At 72.9% G+C, this 15,773-nt stretch carries 15 protein-coding genes; 3 read left to right on the top strand and 12 right to left on the bottom strand.

Annotation, left to right across the window (positions count from 1 at the left end; genetic code table 11):
* From QC029_RS22095 to rpsD, 8 genes are all read right to left on the bottom strand, one after another.
* The coding region (locus tag QC029_RS22095; protein WP_279557481.1) for a chorismate synthase at positions 1-188 on the bottom strand (188 nt) is incomplete at its 3' end.
* A gap of 158 nt (positions 189-346) precedes the next feature.
* On the bottom strand, positions 347-1,192 hold the full coding sequence (locus QC029_RS22090) for a shikimate dehydrogenase (protein WP_279557480.1): 846 nt from the start codon (positions 1,190-1,192) through the stop codon (positions 347-349).
* Positions 1,189-3,033, bottom strand: a complete 1,845-nt coding sequence (gene mltG, locus QC029_RS22085) for an endolytic transglycosylase MltG (protein WP_279557479.1) — start codon at positions 3,031-3,033, stop codon at positions 1,189-1,191. Before mltG ends, QC029_RS22090 begins: the two co-directional genes overlap by 4 nt.
* A 130-nt stretch (positions 3,034-3,163) precedes the next feature.
* Positions 3,164-3,628, bottom strand: a complete 465-nt coding sequence (ruvX, locus tag QC029_RS22080; RefSeq protein WP_279557478.1) for a Holliday junction resolvase RuvX — start codon at positions 3,626-3,628, stop codon at positions 3,164-3,166.
* On the bottom strand, positions 3,628-6,288 hold the full coding sequence (gene alaS / locus QC029_RS22075) for an alanine--tRNA ligase (protein WP_279557477.1): 2,661 nt from the start codon (positions 6,286-6,288) through the stop codon (positions 3,628-3,630). The genes ruvX and alaS overlap by 1 nt, the downstream gene beginning before the upstream one ends.
* Positions 6,288-6,653: a DUF6167 family protein gene (locus tag QC029_RS22070; protein WP_279557476.1), complete on the bottom strand. Its 366-nt coding sequence runs from the start codon at positions 6,651-6,653 to the stop codon at positions 6,288-6,290. The genes alaS and QC029_RS22070 overlap by 1 nt, the downstream gene beginning before the upstream one ends.
* Before the next feature lie 7 nt (positions 6,654-6,660).
* On the bottom strand, positions 6,661-7,083 hold the full coding sequence (locus tag QC029_RS22065; protein ID WP_279557485.1) for a DUF948 domain-containing protein: 423 nt from the start codon (positions 7,081-7,083) through the stop codon (positions 6,661-6,663).
* Between the two features lie 292 nt (positions 7,084-7,375).
* Positions 7,376-8,044 carry a 30S ribosomal protein S4 gene (gene rpsD / locus QC029_RS22060; RefSeq protein WP_279557475.1) on the bottom strand — a complete coding sequence of 223 codons (669 nt, stop codon included), beginning with the start codon at positions 8,042-8,044 and terminating at the stop codon, positions 7,376-7,378.
* A 151-nt stretch (positions 8,045-8,195) separates the two neighbouring features.
* On the opposite strand from rpsD, the gene QC029_RS22055 reads away from it, so the two are divergent.
* A complete protein-coding gene (locus QC029_RS22055) occupies positions 8,196-8,933 on the top strand; it encodes a DUF2470 domain-containing protein (RefSeq protein ID WP_336621610.1) in 738 nt (245 codons plus the stop codon).
* A 49-nt stretch (positions 8,934-8,982) separates the two neighbouring features.
* Here the strand turns inward: QC029_RS22055 and QC029_RS22050 are convergent, their stop codons facing one another.
* The 4 genes from QC029_RS22050 to QC029_RS22035 form a co-directional block, all read right to left on the bottom strand.
* Complete coding sequence (locus QC029_RS22050; RefSeq protein ID WP_279557473.1) at positions 8,983-10,353, bottom strand: replication-associated recombination protein A; 1,371 nt, start codon at positions 10,351-10,353, stop codon at positions 8,983-8,985.
* A 91-nt stretch (positions 10,354-10,444) separates the two neighbouring features.
* Positions 10,445-11,101 carry a vitamin K epoxide reductase family protein gene (locus QC029_RS22045; RefSeq protein ID WP_279557472.1) on the bottom strand — a complete coding sequence of 219 codons (657 nt, stop codon included), beginning with the start codon at positions 11,099-11,101 and terminating at the stop codon, positions 10,445-10,447.
* Positions 11,102-11,159: 58 nt separating this feature from the next.
* Positions 11,160-12,419 (bottom strand): histidine--tRNA ligase, encoded by a 1,260-nt coding sequence (gene hisS / locus QC029_RS22040; RefSeq protein ID WP_279557471.1) that lies wholly within the window; start codon positions 12,417-12,419, stop codon positions 11,160-11,162.
* Positions 12,420-12,432: 13 nt separating this feature from the next.
* Positions 12,433-13,155 (bottom strand): MBL fold metallo-hydrolase, encoded by a 723-nt coding sequence (locus tag QC029_RS22035; RefSeq protein WP_279557470.1) that lies wholly within the window; start codon positions 13,153-13,155, stop codon positions 12,433-12,435.
* A gap of 192 nt (positions 13,156-13,347) precedes the next feature.
* Between QC029_RS22035 and QC029_RS22030 the strand changes: the two genes are divergently transcribed.
* Complete coding sequence (locus QC029_RS22030) at positions 13,348-14,208, top strand: peptidylprolyl isomerase (RefSeq protein WP_279557469.1); 861 nt, start codon at positions 13,348-13,350, stop codon at positions 14,206-14,208.
* A gap of 268 nt (positions 14,209-14,476) precedes the next feature.
* Complete coding sequence (locus QC029_RS22025) at positions 14,477-15,706, top strand: DUF349 domain-containing protein (protein ID WP_279557468.1); 1,230 nt, start codon at positions 14,477-14,479, stop codon at positions 15,704-15,706.
* Positions 15,707-15,773: the final 67 nt, after the last annotated feature.

The following is a 15,773-nucleotide window of genomic DNA, read 5'->3' as shown; positions in this document are numbered from 1 at the left end:
CCCAGAAAGGTGACCTCATCCCGCTCGAACCTCATCCGCGCGCCGCGACCATAACCCAGCCGCCGCCGCGCCAGCTCGTCCGCCACCATCCCCGTGGTGACCGGCACCCCATAGGGCAACCCCTCCAGCGTCGCCACCAGTGCGGGACCATGCGACTCCCCCGCCGTCAGCCAGCGCAACCTACTCAACGGTGCTCCTCAGTAGTCCAGGCCCGTAGGTGCTTCCGATCCTTTCACGATCGCACCGCAGGACCGGCCGTCCGTCCAGCAGACGGGACACCTGTCTCATTTGTCAGGCGCAGTCTGTCAGGTCCGGGCCGCCGGCGCCGGGCCGGGCGGCCCGGACGTCAGGCCGTACGCGCCGCCAGCGCCGTCTCGCCCGCCGCGCGCATCGCGGCCAGCGGGGCCGGGGAGCGCCCGGTCATCAGCTCGACCTGGAGGACGGCCTGGTGCACCAGGAGGTCCAGGCCGCCGACGACCCGGCCGCCGCGCTCGGCCCAGGCGGCGGCCAGCGGGGTCGGCCAGGGCTCGTAGAGCACGTCGAAGAGGGTGCCGGGCCGCTCGGGCACGGCCCCGGCGAGGGCGTCGGTGGTGCCCGCGGGTGTGGTGGCGATCACCAGGGGCGCGGCCAGCGCCCGCGGTGCGTCCGCCCAGTCGGCGGTGGCCACCTCCACGCCCAGCCGCTCGCCCCAGCCGCGCATCTCCTCGGCCCGCTCCCGGCTGCGGACGTACGCGGTGACCTCCCCGGTGCAGATCCGGGCGAGTGCGGCCAGCGCCGAGGAGGCGGTGGCCCCGGCTCCCAGCACGGCAGCGCTCGGGACGCTCTCCACGCCGCGCTCGCGCAGGGCGGCGATCATGCCGGGGATGTCGGTGTTGTCGCCGAGACGGCGGCCGTCGCCGGTGAAGACCACGGTGTTGACGGCCCCGACCGAGGCCGCGGTGTCGCCGATCTCGTCCAGCAGGGGTATGACGGCCCGCTTGAGCGGCATCGTCAGCGACAGCCCGGCCCAGTCCCCGCCGCTCGCCGCGAGCTTCTCCAGGAACGGCGCGATGCCGTCCTCGTCCACCTCGAAGCGGTCGTACGACCAGTCGGCCAGGCCCAGCTCCCGGTAGGCCGCCCGGTGGAGCACCGGGGAGAGGGAGTGGGCGATGGGCGAGCCGAGGACCGCCGCGCGTCTGCCCGTCGGATTCACTGGTTCTCCCTGTTCTTCTTCTGCTCGGCGTTGAACTCCTCCACGTGCCGGTTGTGCTCCTCGATGTCCTCGGAGAAACGGGTGTCGCCCGGCCTGACCGTCACGAAGTACAGCCAGCCGCCCTCGGTCGGGTTGAGGGCCGCCTCGAACGCCTGGTGTCCGGGGTTGTCGATGGGACCGGGCGGCAGCCCCTTGTTCCGGTAGGTGTTGTACGGCGAGTCGAGGTCGGTGTCCTCGAGCGAGACGTCCAGGGTGGAGCGGCCCATCGCGTAGTTGATGGTCGAGTCGAACTCGAGCCTGCCGTTGGTGGCCGTGTTCCCGGGGTCGAGGCGGTTGTAGATGACCCGTGAGACCTTGCCGAACTCGTCGTCCTCCTGGGCCTCCGCCTGGATCAGCGACGCGATGATGACGACCTCGTAGGGGGTTTTGTCGACCTTCGCCGCCTGGGCCTCCAGGTCGATCTTGGCGAACTCCCTCTCGGCCCGCTCCACCATCTTCCTGAGCAGGTCCTCGGGCTTGGTCTTGTCGCCCACGGTGTACTTGGCCGGGAAGAGGAAGCCCTCGGGGTTGCCCTTCGCCCACTCCGGCAGGCCGAGATCGGTGTTCTCGGCGGCCTTCTCCGTGGTGCCCTCCGCCAGGCCGAGCTTCTCGTCGATCAGGGCGTAGATCTCCGAGGAGCGCTTGCCTTCCGCGATGATCAGGGCGTTCTGGCTGGAGGGGTCGAGCATCATCTCGATGGCCGCCGCCGAGGACATCTCCTTGCGGAGCATGTAGACGCCCGGCTGGATGCTCTCCGCCCGGGGGTTGGCCCGGGACGCCTCGACGAACCCCTCCTGGCTCTTGACCACTCCCGCCTTCTTCAGGAGCGCCCCCATCTGGGCCAGTGTGCTGCCCTCGGGGATCTCCACCTGGGTCTCGCCGCTGCCCTGGCCGGAGAAGTCCGGCGCCGCGGCGAAGTGGCTCTGGTAGAAGTCGTGGACGAAGTAGCCGGCGGTGCCGACGCCGCCCACCAGGACGACGGCGACCGTCAGGCAGGCGAAGCCGTTCCTGCCCTTCCTGCCGCCCTTGCCCTTGCCCTTGTTCCGGCGGCCGGGCCGGTCGTCGCCGTCGTCGGCGTGCCCGTCGTCGCCGTCGTCCGAGAAGAAGGCGTGCTCGCCCTGGTCGGGGCCGGGGTCCCAGCCGGTCTCCTCGTCGGGGCCCGGGCCGGGGTCCGGTTCGTCACGGCGCCGCCCCTGCCGCTGGTGCTGCGGGGGGTGGGAGGGTTCCTGCTCGTGGTGCCGTCCGTGGGCGTCCTGCGCTCCGGGGCGACCGGTGTGGTCCGCGTGGTCGGCGTGACCGGCGTACTGCTGCTGGTCGCCGTACGGGTCGGCGTGCTGCTGGTGCCCGTACGGATCATCCTGGCCCTGCTGATGCCCGTATGGATCGCCCTGGCCCTGCTGGTGACCGTACGGATCGCCGTACTGCTGCTGATGACCGTACGGGTCTCCATATGGGTCGCCTTGGTCCTGCTGGTGACCGTATGGGTCGCCCTGGCCCTGCTGGTGACCGTACGGATCGTCCCGGCCCTGCTGGTGACCGTAGGGATCGCCGTACCGCTGCTGGTGACCGTACGGCTGTCCGCCGCCCTGGGTCTCCCACTCCTGCCCGCCGTAGCCGGAGGAGGACTGGTGGCCCTGGTGCTGCTGGGGGTGCTGCTGAGGGGGGTACTGCCCCTGCCCGCCGTAGGTGTCCCAGTCGCCGTGCTGGGCCTCGTGCCGGGCTCCGTTCCATCCCTGGTCCCCGTAGAGCGGGTCGTCGGGATGCCACGGTTCGGAGCCGGTGCCCCGGCCATACTCAGTCATCGATCCCCTAGAGCCGTCGGACGGCAGCCGGTGGTGGTACGCACGGACGCCACTGCCCGAAGCCCCGTCTCTCCTGTACGGCTTGGGATTCGAACAGCGCCGTCCGAAGCGGAACGTTACCGTACCGCTATCAGGCCCCCGTCTCGACGCACTCCCCCGGAGCTTTACCGGACACCCGTTCGGTCTCCAGGGCGCTCTGCAGGATCACCACGGCCGCGGCCTGGTCGATGCGACCGCGGCCCTTCTTCGACGACACGCCCGAGGCGCGCATGCTCTGGGCCGCGGTGACGGTGCTCATCCGCTCGTCCACCAGGCGGACGGCCACGGGGGCGATGGCCCCGGCCAGTTCCCGGGCGAAGGCCCGCACCCGGGCCGCGGCCGGGCCCTCGCCCCCGTTCAGGGAGCGGGGGAGCCCGACCACGACCTCCAGCGGCTCGTACTCCGCCACGAGTGCGGCCAGCCGGCGGCGGGCGGCCGGGACGTCGCGCCCCGGCACGGTCTCCACGGGCGTGGCCAGGAGCCCGTCGGGGTCGCAGGAGGCGACCCCGATCCGGGCGTCCCCGACGTCGACGGCGAGCCGCCTGCCGCGTCGCATCAGGCGGCCACCAGGCGCTCGACGGCGGCGACGGCCTCGTCGATCGCGTCCGGGTTCTGCCCGCCGCCCTGGGCGACGTCCGGCTTGCCGCCGCCTCCGCCGCCGAGGGCCTTGGCGGCGGCGCGGACCAGGTCGCCGGCCTTCAGGCCGCGGTCGCGGGCGGCGTCGTTGGTGGCGATGACGGTCAGCGGGCGGCCGTTCGCCACGGTGAACAGGGCCACCACGGCCGGGCGCCCGCCCTGGATGCGGCCGCGTACGTCGAGGACGAGCTTGCGCAGGTCGTCCGCGGTGGTGCCGTCGGGCACCCGGCCTCCGACGAAGGCGATCCCGTTCACGTCGCGGGCGGAGGAGGCCAGGCCCGCGGCGGCGGCCAGGACCTTCTCGGCGCGGAAGCGCTCGATCTCCTTCTCGGCGTCCTTGAGCTTGGCGAGCATGCCGGAGATCTTCTCCGGAAGCTCCTCGGGACGGCCCTTGAGCAGATCGGTGAGCTGGGAGACCACCGTGTGCTCACGGGCGAGGAAGGTGTAGGCGTCCACGCCGACCAGGGCCTCCACGCGGCGCACGCCGGAGCCGATGGAGGACTCGCCCAGCAGCTTCACCAGACCGAGCTGGGCGGTGTTGTGCACATGGGTGCCGCCGCACAGCTCCTTGGAGAAGTCGCCGATGGTCACCACGCGCACCCGGTCGCCGTACTTCTCGCCGAACTCGGCGATGGCGCCCTGCTTCCTGGCCTCGTCCATGCTCATGACCTCGGCGGTGACGTCGAGCTCGCGGGCGAGGACCTCGTTGATCTTCTGCTCGACGTCGGTGAGGACCGTGCCGGGCACGGCGGTCGGCGAGCCGAAGTCGAAGCGGAAGCGGCCGGGGGCGTTCTCGGAGCCGGCCTGGGCGGCCGTCGGGCCGAGCGCGTCGCGCAGCGCCTGGTGGGTGAGGTGGGTGGCGCTGTGGGCACGGGCGATGGCCCGGCGGCGGCGTACGTCGATGGCGGCGTAGGCGGAGGCGCCGACGGTGACCTCGCCGACCTGGACGGTGCCCTTGTGCACGGTCACGCCGGGCACCGGCTGCTGGACGTCGCGGACCTCGATGACGGCGCCGGACTCCAGGCGGATGCGGCCGGTGTCGGGCTGCTGGCCGCCGCCCTCGGCGTAGAACGGGGTGCGGTCGAGCACGACCTCCACGTCGTCGCCCTCGGAGGCGGCGGGCGCCGGCAGGCCGTTCACCAGCAGGCCGACGACGCTGCTCTCGCCCTCGGTGTCGGTGTAGCCGGTGAAGACCGTGGTCCCGGCGGTGTCGGCGACCTCGCGGTAGGAGCTCAGGTCGGCGTGGCCGGTCTTCTTGGCCCTGGCGTCGGCCTTGGCGCGCTCCCGCTGCTCCCGCATCAGGCGGCGGAAGCCCTCCTCGTCCACCGACAGGCCCTGCTCGGCGGCCATCTCCAGGGTGAGGTCGATGGGGAAGCCCCAGGTGTCGTGGAGCAGGAAGGCCTTCTCGCCGGGCAGGACGCTTCCGCCGGAGGCCTTGGTCTCGGTGACGGCGGTGTCGAGGATGTTGGTGCCGGCCTTGAGGGTCTTGAGGAAGGCGGCCTCCTCGGCGAGCGCGACGGTCTCGACGCGCTGCCGGTCGGTGATCAGCTCGGGGTACTGCTGTCCCATCGTGCCGATCACGACGTCCACCAGCTCGCCGACGACGGGCCGGTCGGCGCCCAGGATGCGCATGTTGCGGATGGCGCGGCGCATGATGCGGCGCAGCACGTAGCCGCGGCCCTCGTTGCCGGGGGTGACGCCGTCGCCGATGAGCATCACGGAGGTGCGCATGTGGTCGGCGACCACGCGCAGGGAGACGTCGCTGTCCTCGGCGTCGCCGTAGGCCACGCCGGTCAGCTCGGTGGCCTTGTCGATGACCGCGCGCAGGGTGTCGGTCTCGTACATGTTGCGCACGCCCTGCAGGATCATCGCCAGGCGCTCCAGACCGAGGCCGGTGTCGATGTTCTTGCTGGGCAGGTCGCCGAGGATCGGGTAGTCCTTGCCCTGGCCCGGACCGCGCTCGTACTGCATGAAGACCAGGTTCCAGATCTCCACGTAGCGCTCGTCGTTGACGGCGGGGCCGCCCTCGGCGCCGAACTCCGGGCCGCGGTCGTAGTTGATCTCGGAGCAGGGCCCGCAGGGGCCGGGGACGCCCATGTCCCAGAAGTTGTCCTTCTTGCCCAGGCGCTGGATCCGCTCGGCGGGGACGCCGACGACGTCGCGCCAGATGCGCTCGGCCTCGTCGTCCTCCTCGTAGACGGTGATCCACAGCTTCTCCGGCTCCAGGCCGTAGCCGCCCTTGTCCTGGGGCGTGGTGAGCAGCTCCCAGGCGTACTGGGCGGCGCCCTCCTTGAAGTAGTCGCCGAAGGAGAAGTTGCCGCACATCTGGAAGAAGGTGCCGTGCCGGGTGGTCTTGCCGACCTCCTCGATGTCCGGCGTGCGCACGCACTTCTGCACGCTGGTGGCGCGCTTGTACGGCGGGGTGGCCTCACCCAGGAAGTACGGCTTGAAGGGCACCATGCCGGCGGGGACCAGCAGCAGCGTCGGGTCGTCCGCGATCAGCGACGCCGACGGCACGACGGTGTGCCCCCGCTCCTCGAAGAAGCGCAGCCAGCGGCGGCGGATTTCAGCCGACTCCATCAGTGGTCCTCATTCCGGTCGTACGGGTGGGTGGCTCCGAGGGCCGGACGGCGCGGGGCCGGTCCGGCGATCCCCCGGCGGTCTTCCGCGTGGTCGGCGGCCCCGGGACGGAGCGCGTCGGGGGACGCGGGGTCCGTGGCGGCCGTCAGTCCCAACGCGTCGTTCAACTCGATCTCCCGCTGTGCCATTCCGGCGCGGACGTCGAGCGCGAAGTCCTTCAGCCGGTGCCCGGCCGCCACGGCCTGGTCCGCCGCTCGCGCGGCGAGGCTGTCGGGCGCGAGGCTGCGCAGCTTGCGGTTGACCTTGACGGTGGCCCAGACGCCGGTGGCGGCGCCGGCGCTGAACCAGAAGGCGCGGCGGAACACGGTGGGATCAGTCCTTTCCGTCGCGGCGCCGGCGGCCCGGCCGGCGCGCGGCCGGCACGGACCGGCCCACGACGACGGTGCGGTCGGCCCGTGACGGGTCGCTCTTGCGGCCGAGGGCACGGCGTACGCCGTAGCCGAACGCGGCGACCTTCACCAGCGGGCCGCCGAAGGCGGTGGAGACGGTGGAGGAGAGCGCCGAGGCGTTGGCGGTGACCTCCTGCACGTCCGCGGCGATGGCGTCCACCCGGCTGAGCTGGCTCTGTGCGGAGCGGACGGTCGCGGACGCCTCGGTCAGGAGCGGGACCGCCCGTTCCGTCACGTCCGTCACCAGCCTGGTCGCCGCCCTGAGCGTCTGCGCGAGCCTCACCAGCACCACGGCGAGGAACGACACCAGGATCGCCCAGAAGACGGCCACCAGGAGGCCGGCCACCTCTCCACCGGACACGCTGCACCGCTTCCCTCGGATCGTATGGGGGTCGGCCGCCGCGTCCTGTGACTCGTGAGGGGACCTGACCCACCGATCTCACGGGTGCGACGGCGGGTACCGACCTTATCGCGCCGGAAGCCCCCACCCGTACCGCATTCCTCCGGGCCCGGCGGTCCGGGCGGTCGCGCGCCGGTGCGCGAACGCCGCGGCCCCCCTGCCGCGCGGTGCGGAAGGGGGGCCGAGGGCCGGGAGGCCCGGGCGCCGCCGAGGCGGGCGGCGCGGACGCGGCGGAGGGTCAGCGGGCGTAGTACTCGACGACGAGCTGCTCGTCGCAGACGACCGGGATCTCCTTGCGGTTCGGGTCGCGGTCCAGGCGGAAGGCCAGCGCCTGGAGGTTGACCTGGAGGTAGCGCGGGGTCTCGCCGTCGGGGGCGTAACCGCCCTCGCGGGCCACCAGGAAGGGGTGCTTGGCGCGGCTGCGCTCGCGGACGGACACCACGTCGTCCGGGCGGACGCGGAAGGAGGGCTTGTCGACCTTGCGGCCGTTGACCTCGATGTGGCCGTGCACGACCATCTGGCGCGCCTGGTAGATGGTGCGGGCGATCCCCGAGCGCAGGACGAGCGCGTCCAGACGGCGCTCCAGCTCCACGACGAGGGCCTCGCCCGTCTTGCCCTCGGCCTTGCGGGCGCGGTCGTAGGCGCGGGCCATCTGGCGCTCGCTGATGTCGTACTGGGCGCGCAGCCGCTGCTTCTCCAGCAGCCGGACCTTGTAGTCGCTGTTCTGCTTGCGGCCCCGACCGTGCTCGCCCGGCGGGTACGGGCGCTGCTCGAAGTACTTCACGGCCTTCGGGGTCAGCGCGATGCCGAGCGCACGCGACTTCTTGACCTTGGGACGCGACTGGTTCACGTTGAACGGACCTCCGTGTAATTTAGGTGAGCCTAACCTTAGCGGAGGAGAACGCATGTTTCGACCTGGGAGTCCCCTGCCCGGCGCCGGCCGCTCGCGCCGCGGCCCCGCCCGTACGGACGGGACCGGGAGCGCTCGGACGACGGGGAGGGGTCAGCCGCGTCCCGGGGCGGAACCGGACAGCCGGCGGCCGGACGCCGCCGAGCGGATGCGTACCCTCGTCGAGTCGAACGCGTCGGCCGCCCTGGTGATTCCCGGTACGGCCCCGGAGGACGCGGGCGGCCTGGGGCGGGGCGCGCCCGAGGCCCGCGCCGTCACCCCCGACGGGGACGTGCTCCTGCTGGTTCCGGCCGACTCCCCGGCCGCCCGGGCCGCCGCGCACGCCCGGGACGGCGACCTGGCCGGCGTGATGGAGATCACCGACGTGGCGCCCGTCGCGGTGCCCCACCGCGTCCGCGGCCGGGCCCGGGTGGCGGGCTGGCTCACCCCCGTGACCGGCGGCGAGCGCGCGGCCTGCGCCCGGCTGCTGGCCGGGCGGCACCCCTCGGGGCCGTTCCCCGGCGCCGCGTGGACGCCGCTGCGGCTGGAGTTCGGCGAGGGGTGGATCGACGACCTGTGGGGCGAGGGGCACGTCGAGCCCGACGAGTTCGCCGCCGCGGCGCCCGACCCGCTGGTCCGCCACGAGACCGAACTCCTCCAGCACCTCGCCGCGGCCCACGGCGACCTGGTGCGCGGACTGTGCGCGCTCCTGGGCGAGCGCGAGCGGGCCTGCGGCGTCCGGGAGGGAGCGGTGCCGGTGGCCCTGGACCGGTTCGGGCTGCGGGTGCGGTTCCACGCGGACGGGCGGAGCTTCGACGCGCGCTTCGACTTCCCCCGGCCGGTGCGGGACGTCTCCGGGCTGCGCCGCGCGATCCACGCCCTGTTCGAGGCGGCCTCCGGGGCCTGAGGCGCCCGGCGGCGCGGCCGGGCGGTCCGCCGGGGCCTCCGCCGGGACCTCAGGGCTTCTCCGGCGGCGGGCCCTCCCCCCGCAGCCTGGCCCGCACCCGCTCGGCCACCTCGGCGTACCGGGCCTCCGCGCCGTACCGCGTGGGCTCGTAGTAGCGCTTCCCGTGGACGCCGTCCGGGGCGTACTGCTGCGCGGCGATGCCGCCCGGCAGGTCGTGCGGGTACCGGTAGCCCTCGCCGTGGCCCATCTTCCGCGCGCCCCCGTAGTGGCCGTCGCGCAGGTGGCGCGGCACGGGTCCGGCCAGGCCCGCGCGGACGTCCGCCAGGGCCGCGTCGATCGCCAGGTAGGCGGCGTTGGACTTCGGGGCGAGGGCGAGGGCGATCGTCGCCTGGGCGAGCGTGATCCGCGCCTCCGGGAAGCCGATCATCGCCACCGCCTGGGCCGCGGCCACGGCGGTCTGCAGGGCGGTGGGGTCGGCCAGGCCGATGTCCTCGCTGGCGGAGATCATCAGCCGCCGGGCGATGAACCGCGGGTCCTCCCCCGCCTCGATCATCCGGGCCAGGTAGTGCAGGGCCGCGTCCACGTCCGAGCCCCGGATGGACTTGATGAGCGCGCTGGCCACGTCGTAGTGCTGGTCGCCGTCGCGGTCGTACTTCACCGCCGCCCGGTCGACGGCCTCCTCCAGCGTCGTCAGGGTGATCGCCCGCTCGCCCTTGTCCAGGGCCGCGCCCGCGCCCGCCTCCAGCGCGGTGAGCGCCCGGCGCGCGTCGCCGCCGGCGATCCGCAGCAGGTGCCCCTCGGCGTCCTCCTCCAGCGTCACCGCGCCGCCCAGCCCGCGCTCGTCGGCGACCGCGCGGCGCAGCAGACCGCGCAGGTCGTCGTCGGTCAGCGGCTCCAGGGTGAGCAGCAGGGAGCGGGAGAGCAGCGGGGAGATCACCGAGAAGTACGGGTTCTCCGTGGTCGCCGCGACGAGGGTGACCCAGCGGTTCTCCACGGCCGGCAGCAGCGAGTCCTGCTGCGCCTTGCTGAACCGGTGGATCTCGTCCAGGAACAGCACGGTGTCCTTGCCGTAGCCGCCCGTCGAACGCCGCGCGCCGTCGATGACGGCCCGGACCTCCTTGACTCCGGCGGTGATCGCCGACAACTCCACGAAGCGCTTGTCGGTGGCCTTGCTGACGACGTAGGCCAGGGTCGTCTTGCCGGTGCCCGGCGGCCCCCACAGGATCACCGACGACGGCCCGGCCGGGCCCTTCCCGCCCTCGCCGACCAGGCGGCGCAGCGGGGAGCCGGGGCGCAGCAGATGCCGCTGGCCGACGACCTCGTCCAGGGTGCGCGGGCGCATCCGGACCGCCAGGGGGGAACTCGCGGGGTCCTTCTCCTGGCGTTCCTCGGCGGCGGCGGTGAACAGATCGGGTTCCACGGAACGAAACCCTAAGTCACACCGCCGACAACGCCGACGGGCCGCTCCGCGCCGGCGCCGGCGCGGAGCGGCCCGTCGGCCGGGTCCGGGATCACTTCGTCCAGAAGTCCCACCAGCGGGTCAGGATCAGCATGCCGATGACGCCGACGTGGACGGCCGGGACCACCCAGTGGAACTCCCGCACGCCCTCCCGCAGCCAGGCCGGGGCGGGCAGGAAGCCGTTGTGGAGGTTGCGGAAGGTCGTGTACCAGAACATCAGCAGCGTGGCGACCCAGGCCAGGTTGCACCACAGGCACAGCGCGCCGATGTTGTACAGCGACTGGTACATCAGCCAGGTGCAGAAGCCGACGCCGAAGAGCATGCCGGCGTTCATGGTCAGCCAGTACCAGCGGGGGAAGCGCGCTCCCGCCAGCAGGCCCATGCCGACGGCGACGATCATGCCGTAGGTGACCAGGCCGAGCACCGGGTTCGGGAAGCCGAACACCTCGGCCTGGGCGCTCTCCATCACGTCGCCGCAGGAGACGACCGGGTTCAGGCTGCACGCGGGGATGAAGGCCTCGCCGGAGATCTTGGACTCCAGCAGCTTGAACTTGTCGACCGTGATCACCCAGGAGGCCAGCACCCCGGCCAGGCCGGTGATCACCAGCAGCAGGGCGTAGGCGCGACCGGCGCCCACGGGGCCCCGCACGGGCCCGCCACCGTCGTCGGTGCGAGTTGCTTCGTCTCGGGGCGCCGTGGTCGTCGTCATGGTGGGGTCATCCCGTCATCTCAGGTGGGGTCCTTCATTCTGCACAACGCACAACGAGTCAGGCGAGCTTCCGTCGCAGTTCCTCCACCACCCCGTCCAGCGGCACCGGGACCTGCTCGCCGCTGCCGAGGTCCTTGACCTGGACGAGGCCCTCCGCCAGGTCGCGCTCCCCGGCCACGACGGCGTACGCCGCACCCGAGCGGTTGGCCGACTTCATGGCGTTCTTCAGGCCGCGGCCGCCGTACGCGAAGTCCGTCGCGACCCCCTGCCGGCGCAGCTCGGTGACCACGCCGAACAGCGTGTGCCGCGCCTCGTCGCCCAGCGGGACGGCGAAGACCTGCGTACGCGAGGGCGACGGGAGCCCGACGCCCTCGGCCCGCAGGGCCAGGACCGTGCGGTCCACGCCCAGCGCCCAGCCCACCGACGGCAGCGGGGGGCCGCCGAGCATCTCCGACAGCCCGTCGTAACGGCCGCCGCCGCCGACCGCCGACTGCGAGCCGAGCCCGTCGTGGACGAACTCGAAGGTGGTGCGGGTGTAGTAGTCCAGGCCGCGCACCAGCTTCTCGTCGTCCTCGAACTCCACCCCGGCCGCCGTCAGCAACGCGCGCACCTGCTCGTGGTATTCCCGGCAGGCCGGGCACAGGTGGTCGGGCATCATCGGGGCGCCGGCGAGCTGCTTCTGCACGGCCTCGCGCTTGTCGTCCAGCACGCGCAGCGGGTTGATCTCGACCCGGGCGCGGGTGTCCTCGTCCAGGTCGAGCCCGCGCAGGAACTCCTGGAGCGCGGCGCGGTAGGCCGGGCGGCACTCGCGGTCGCCCAGGGAGTTCAGCAGCAGCCGGAAGTTCCTCAGGCCCAGCGAGCGGTACGCGTCCACGGCCAGGACGATCAGCTCGGCGTCCAGGGCGGGGTCCTCGGCGCCCAGCGCCTCGGCGCCGACCTGGGAGAAGTGCCGGAAACGGCCGGCCTGGGGGCGCTCGTAGCGGTACTGCGAGCCGGAGTACCAGACCTTCACCGGCAGCGCGCCGCGGTGCAGGTTGTGCTCCAGTACGGCGCGGACGACCGGCGCGGTGCCCTCGGGCCGCAGCGCCAGGCGGCTGCCGCCCCTGGTGGTGAGGGTGTACATCTCCTTGGTCACGATGTCGGTGGACTCGCCGACACCGCGGGCGAACAGCTCCACGTGCTCGAAGCCGGGCGTCTCGATGTAGCCGTAGCCCGCCCGCCGGAGCGGCGCGGCGATCGCCTCGCGCACCGCCAGGTAGTCGGCGGACTCGGGGGGAAGCAGGTCGTAGGTGCCCCTGGGGGCGGAGAAGGTGCTCACGTCTTCTTCGTCGTCACATTCCTCGTCGCGGGGCGGCGGCGCCGCCGTCCGTTCCGAACGGGCCTCCGGCGGCCACCTCCCGCAGGAACGGGTTGGTGGCGCGCTCGCGGCCGATGGTGGTCTGGGGGCCGTGGCCGGACAGCACCACGGTCGAGTCGTCCAGGGGCAGGCACACGCGTGCCAGCGACCGCAGGATCTCGGCGTGGTCGCCGCCGGGCAGGTCGGTGCGTCCGATGGAGCCGGCGAACAGCAGGTCGCCCGAGAACAGCACCGGCGGGACGTCGGCCTGCTCGGGCATCCGGAAGGTCACCGACCCCCTGGTATGGCCCGGCGCGTGCGAGACGGTCAGCTCCAGGCCGGCGAGGGACAGCGCGGCGCCGTCGGCCAGCTCCCGGACGTCGTCGGGCTCCCCCACCGAGAGCTCGCCCATCAGCGGCTGCCCGATGGAGCGGCCGAGCCACTTCTCGGGGTCGCTCATCATCTCCCGGTCCTCCGGGTGGATCCAGGCGGGCACGTCGTGCGCGCCGCACACCGGGACCACGGAGGCGACGTGGTCGATGTGGCCGTGGGTGAGGACGACGGCGACCGGCTTGAGGCGGTGCCTGGCTATGGCCTCCTCGACGCCCTCGGCGGCCTGGTGGCCCGGGTCGATGATCACGCACTCCTCACCGGCGGCGGGGGCGACCAGGTAGCAGTTGGTCCCCCAGGCCCCGGCGGGGAACCCGGCAATGAGCACGATCGTCCTTAGGTCGTCCGTCAGGGATGCCGCGGCCGTCGCACCGGCCGTCGACAGCGGTTACAGAGCCTACCGGCGACGCGACCGGGGCCGCGAACCCGTATCCCGTATACGGTACGGCCCAAGCCGTGGCACACACGTGCGTGCGCACGCCTCGAACAGACGCCTCGAAGGACGCGAAGGAGACGATCCGTGGTCAGCAATGAGCAGCGGCGCAAGCAGCTCGCCCGCGAGAAGTACCTGCGGCAGCAGCAGAGGCGGACCGAGGCGAGGCGCAGGACGCGGATCCGCAACGCGGGCATCGCGGGCGGCCTGGCCCTGGTCCTGGCCGCCGGGGGCGCCTACGCGGCCGCCGGCGGACTGGCGGCGGACGACAAGAAGGCCGACAAGGCCGCGGAGCCCTCCGCCCCGCCCACCAGCAAGGCCCCGGACCCCTGCGAGAAGCCCGCGAAGGGCGCGGCGAGCACGAAGCACTGGAAGAAGGAGCCGAAGATGTCGATCGACACCTCGGCCACCTACACGATGAAGCTGGAGACCACCTGCGGCGACATCGAGATCGAGATGGACGCCGCCAAGACGCCGCGCACCGTGAACTCCTTCGAGTTCCTGGCGGGCGAGGGCTACCTCGACCACTCCCCGTGCCACCGCCTGGTCGACCAGGGCATCTACGTGCTGCAGTGCGGCGACCCGACCGGCACCGGAACCGGCATGTCCGCGGACGGCAAGGTCCAGCAGCCCGGCTACACGATCCCGGACGAGAACCTCGACGACCCGAAGGTGAAGAAGGGCACCTATCCGGCGGGCACGGTCGCCATGGCCAACCGCTACAACGCCCAGACCAAGGAGAACCGGGACAGCGGCGGGAGCCAGTTCTTCCTCGTCTACGAGGACAGCCCGCTGCCCCCGGACTACACCCCCTTCGGCACCATCACCAAGGGCATGGACGTGCTGAAGAAGATCGCCGACGCCGGTATGACGCCGGACCCGCAGACGGGCAACACCAAGCCGAACGCGACCGTCGTGATCGACAAGGCGACGGTGCGGAAGAAGTGACCGTCCGGGCGGCCGGGGCGGCGACCGCGCGGCGGCCGGACCCGGCGGCCGCGCACCCGAATTTCGGTCTCCCGGAATGCGGACAGGGCGGGCACCGGTCGCCTATGTTGGGCGTTGTGTAGGGTGCCTGCGCCGACGGCCCGGCAAAACCCCTGGTCCGACCGGCCAAACCGGTCCGACCGGTCAAATCCAACTGTCGGCCGGATGACAACTGTGGACGATGCCAGGGAGTGCACGCCTCCCGTCGGCATCATGTGGAGGAGGCGCTGTGAGCAGCGACCCGTGGGGCCGCGTCGATGAGACGGGGACCGTTTACGTGCGTACCGCCGACGGCGAGAGGGTCGTCGGATCGTGGCAGGCAGGCTCCCCCGAGGAGGCCCTCGCCTACTTCGAGCGCAAGTACGACGGCCTGGTCGTGGAGATCGACCTCCTTGAGCGCCGGGTGAGGACCACCGACCTGTCGGCCAAGGAGGCGCTGGCGGCCGTCGGGCACCTGCGGCAGCAGGTCGACGAGGCGCACGCGGTGGGCGACCTGGAGGCCCTGGGCAAGCGGCTGGACCAGCTCACCGAGCTGATCGAGACCCGCCGGGAGGAGCGCAAGGCCGCCCGGGCCCGGCAGTCCGAGGAGGCGCGCCGGGCCAAGGAGGCGCTGGTCGCCGAGGCCGAGGAACTGGCCGCCAGCGACCAGTGGCGGGTCGCCGGTGAGCGGCTGCGCGCCCTGGTGGACACCTGGAAGGGCCTGCCCCGGCTGGACCGCAAGTCCGACGACGAGCTGTGGCACCGCTTCTCGCACGCCCGCTCGGCCTTCTCCAAGCGGCGCAAGGCCCACTTCGCGTCGCTGGACGCGCAGCGCGAGGAGGCACGGCGGCGCAAGGAGAAGCTGGTCGCCGAGGCCGAGGCCCTGTCGGGCTCGACGGACTGGGGTCCGACGGCCGCCCGCTACCGCGAGCTGATGCAGGACTGGAAGGCCGCCGGCCGGGCCCAGCGCGAGCACGAGGACGAGCTGTGGCAGCGCTTCCGCGGCGCCCAGGACGTCTTCTTCGCCGCCCGCAGCGAGGTCTTCGCCGAGCGGGACGCCGAGCAGCGGGAGAACCTGACCCGCAAGGAGGAGCTGGCCGCCGAGGCGGAGAAGCTCCTGCCGGTCACCGACCTGAAGGCGGCCCGGGCGGCCTTCCGCGCGATCAACGAGCGCTGGGACGCCGTCGGCCACGTGCCCCGGGACGCCCGGGCCGGGATCGAGGGCCGGATGCACGCGGTGGAGCGGGCGATCCAGGAGGCCGAGGAGGCCGAGTGGCGCCGCACCAACCCCGAGGCACGGGCCCGGGCGGAGGGGCTGACCGGCCAGCTCCAGGACGCGGTGGACAAGCTCCGCTCGCAGATCGACAAGGCGCGCGCGGCCGGCAACACCGCCAAGGCGGAGAAGCTGGAGCGGGAGCTCGAGGGCCGTCAGGCGCTGCTGGACCAGGCTCTCAAGGGCCTGCGGGAGTTCAGCGGCTGAACCGGCTGAACCGGCCGGAGCCTCCCGCGGAGGACCGGCACGGGGACGGCCCCGGTACCCGATGGGT

This window comes from Streptomyces sp. DH37 (genome assembly GCF_029813835.1).
Lineage (GTDB): Bacteria > Actinomycetota > Actinomycetes > Streptomycetales > Streptomycetaceae > Streptomyces.
The sequence above is the reverse complement of the archived record's forward strand: the minus strand, read 5'-3'. Positions and strand labels throughout refer to the sequence as shown.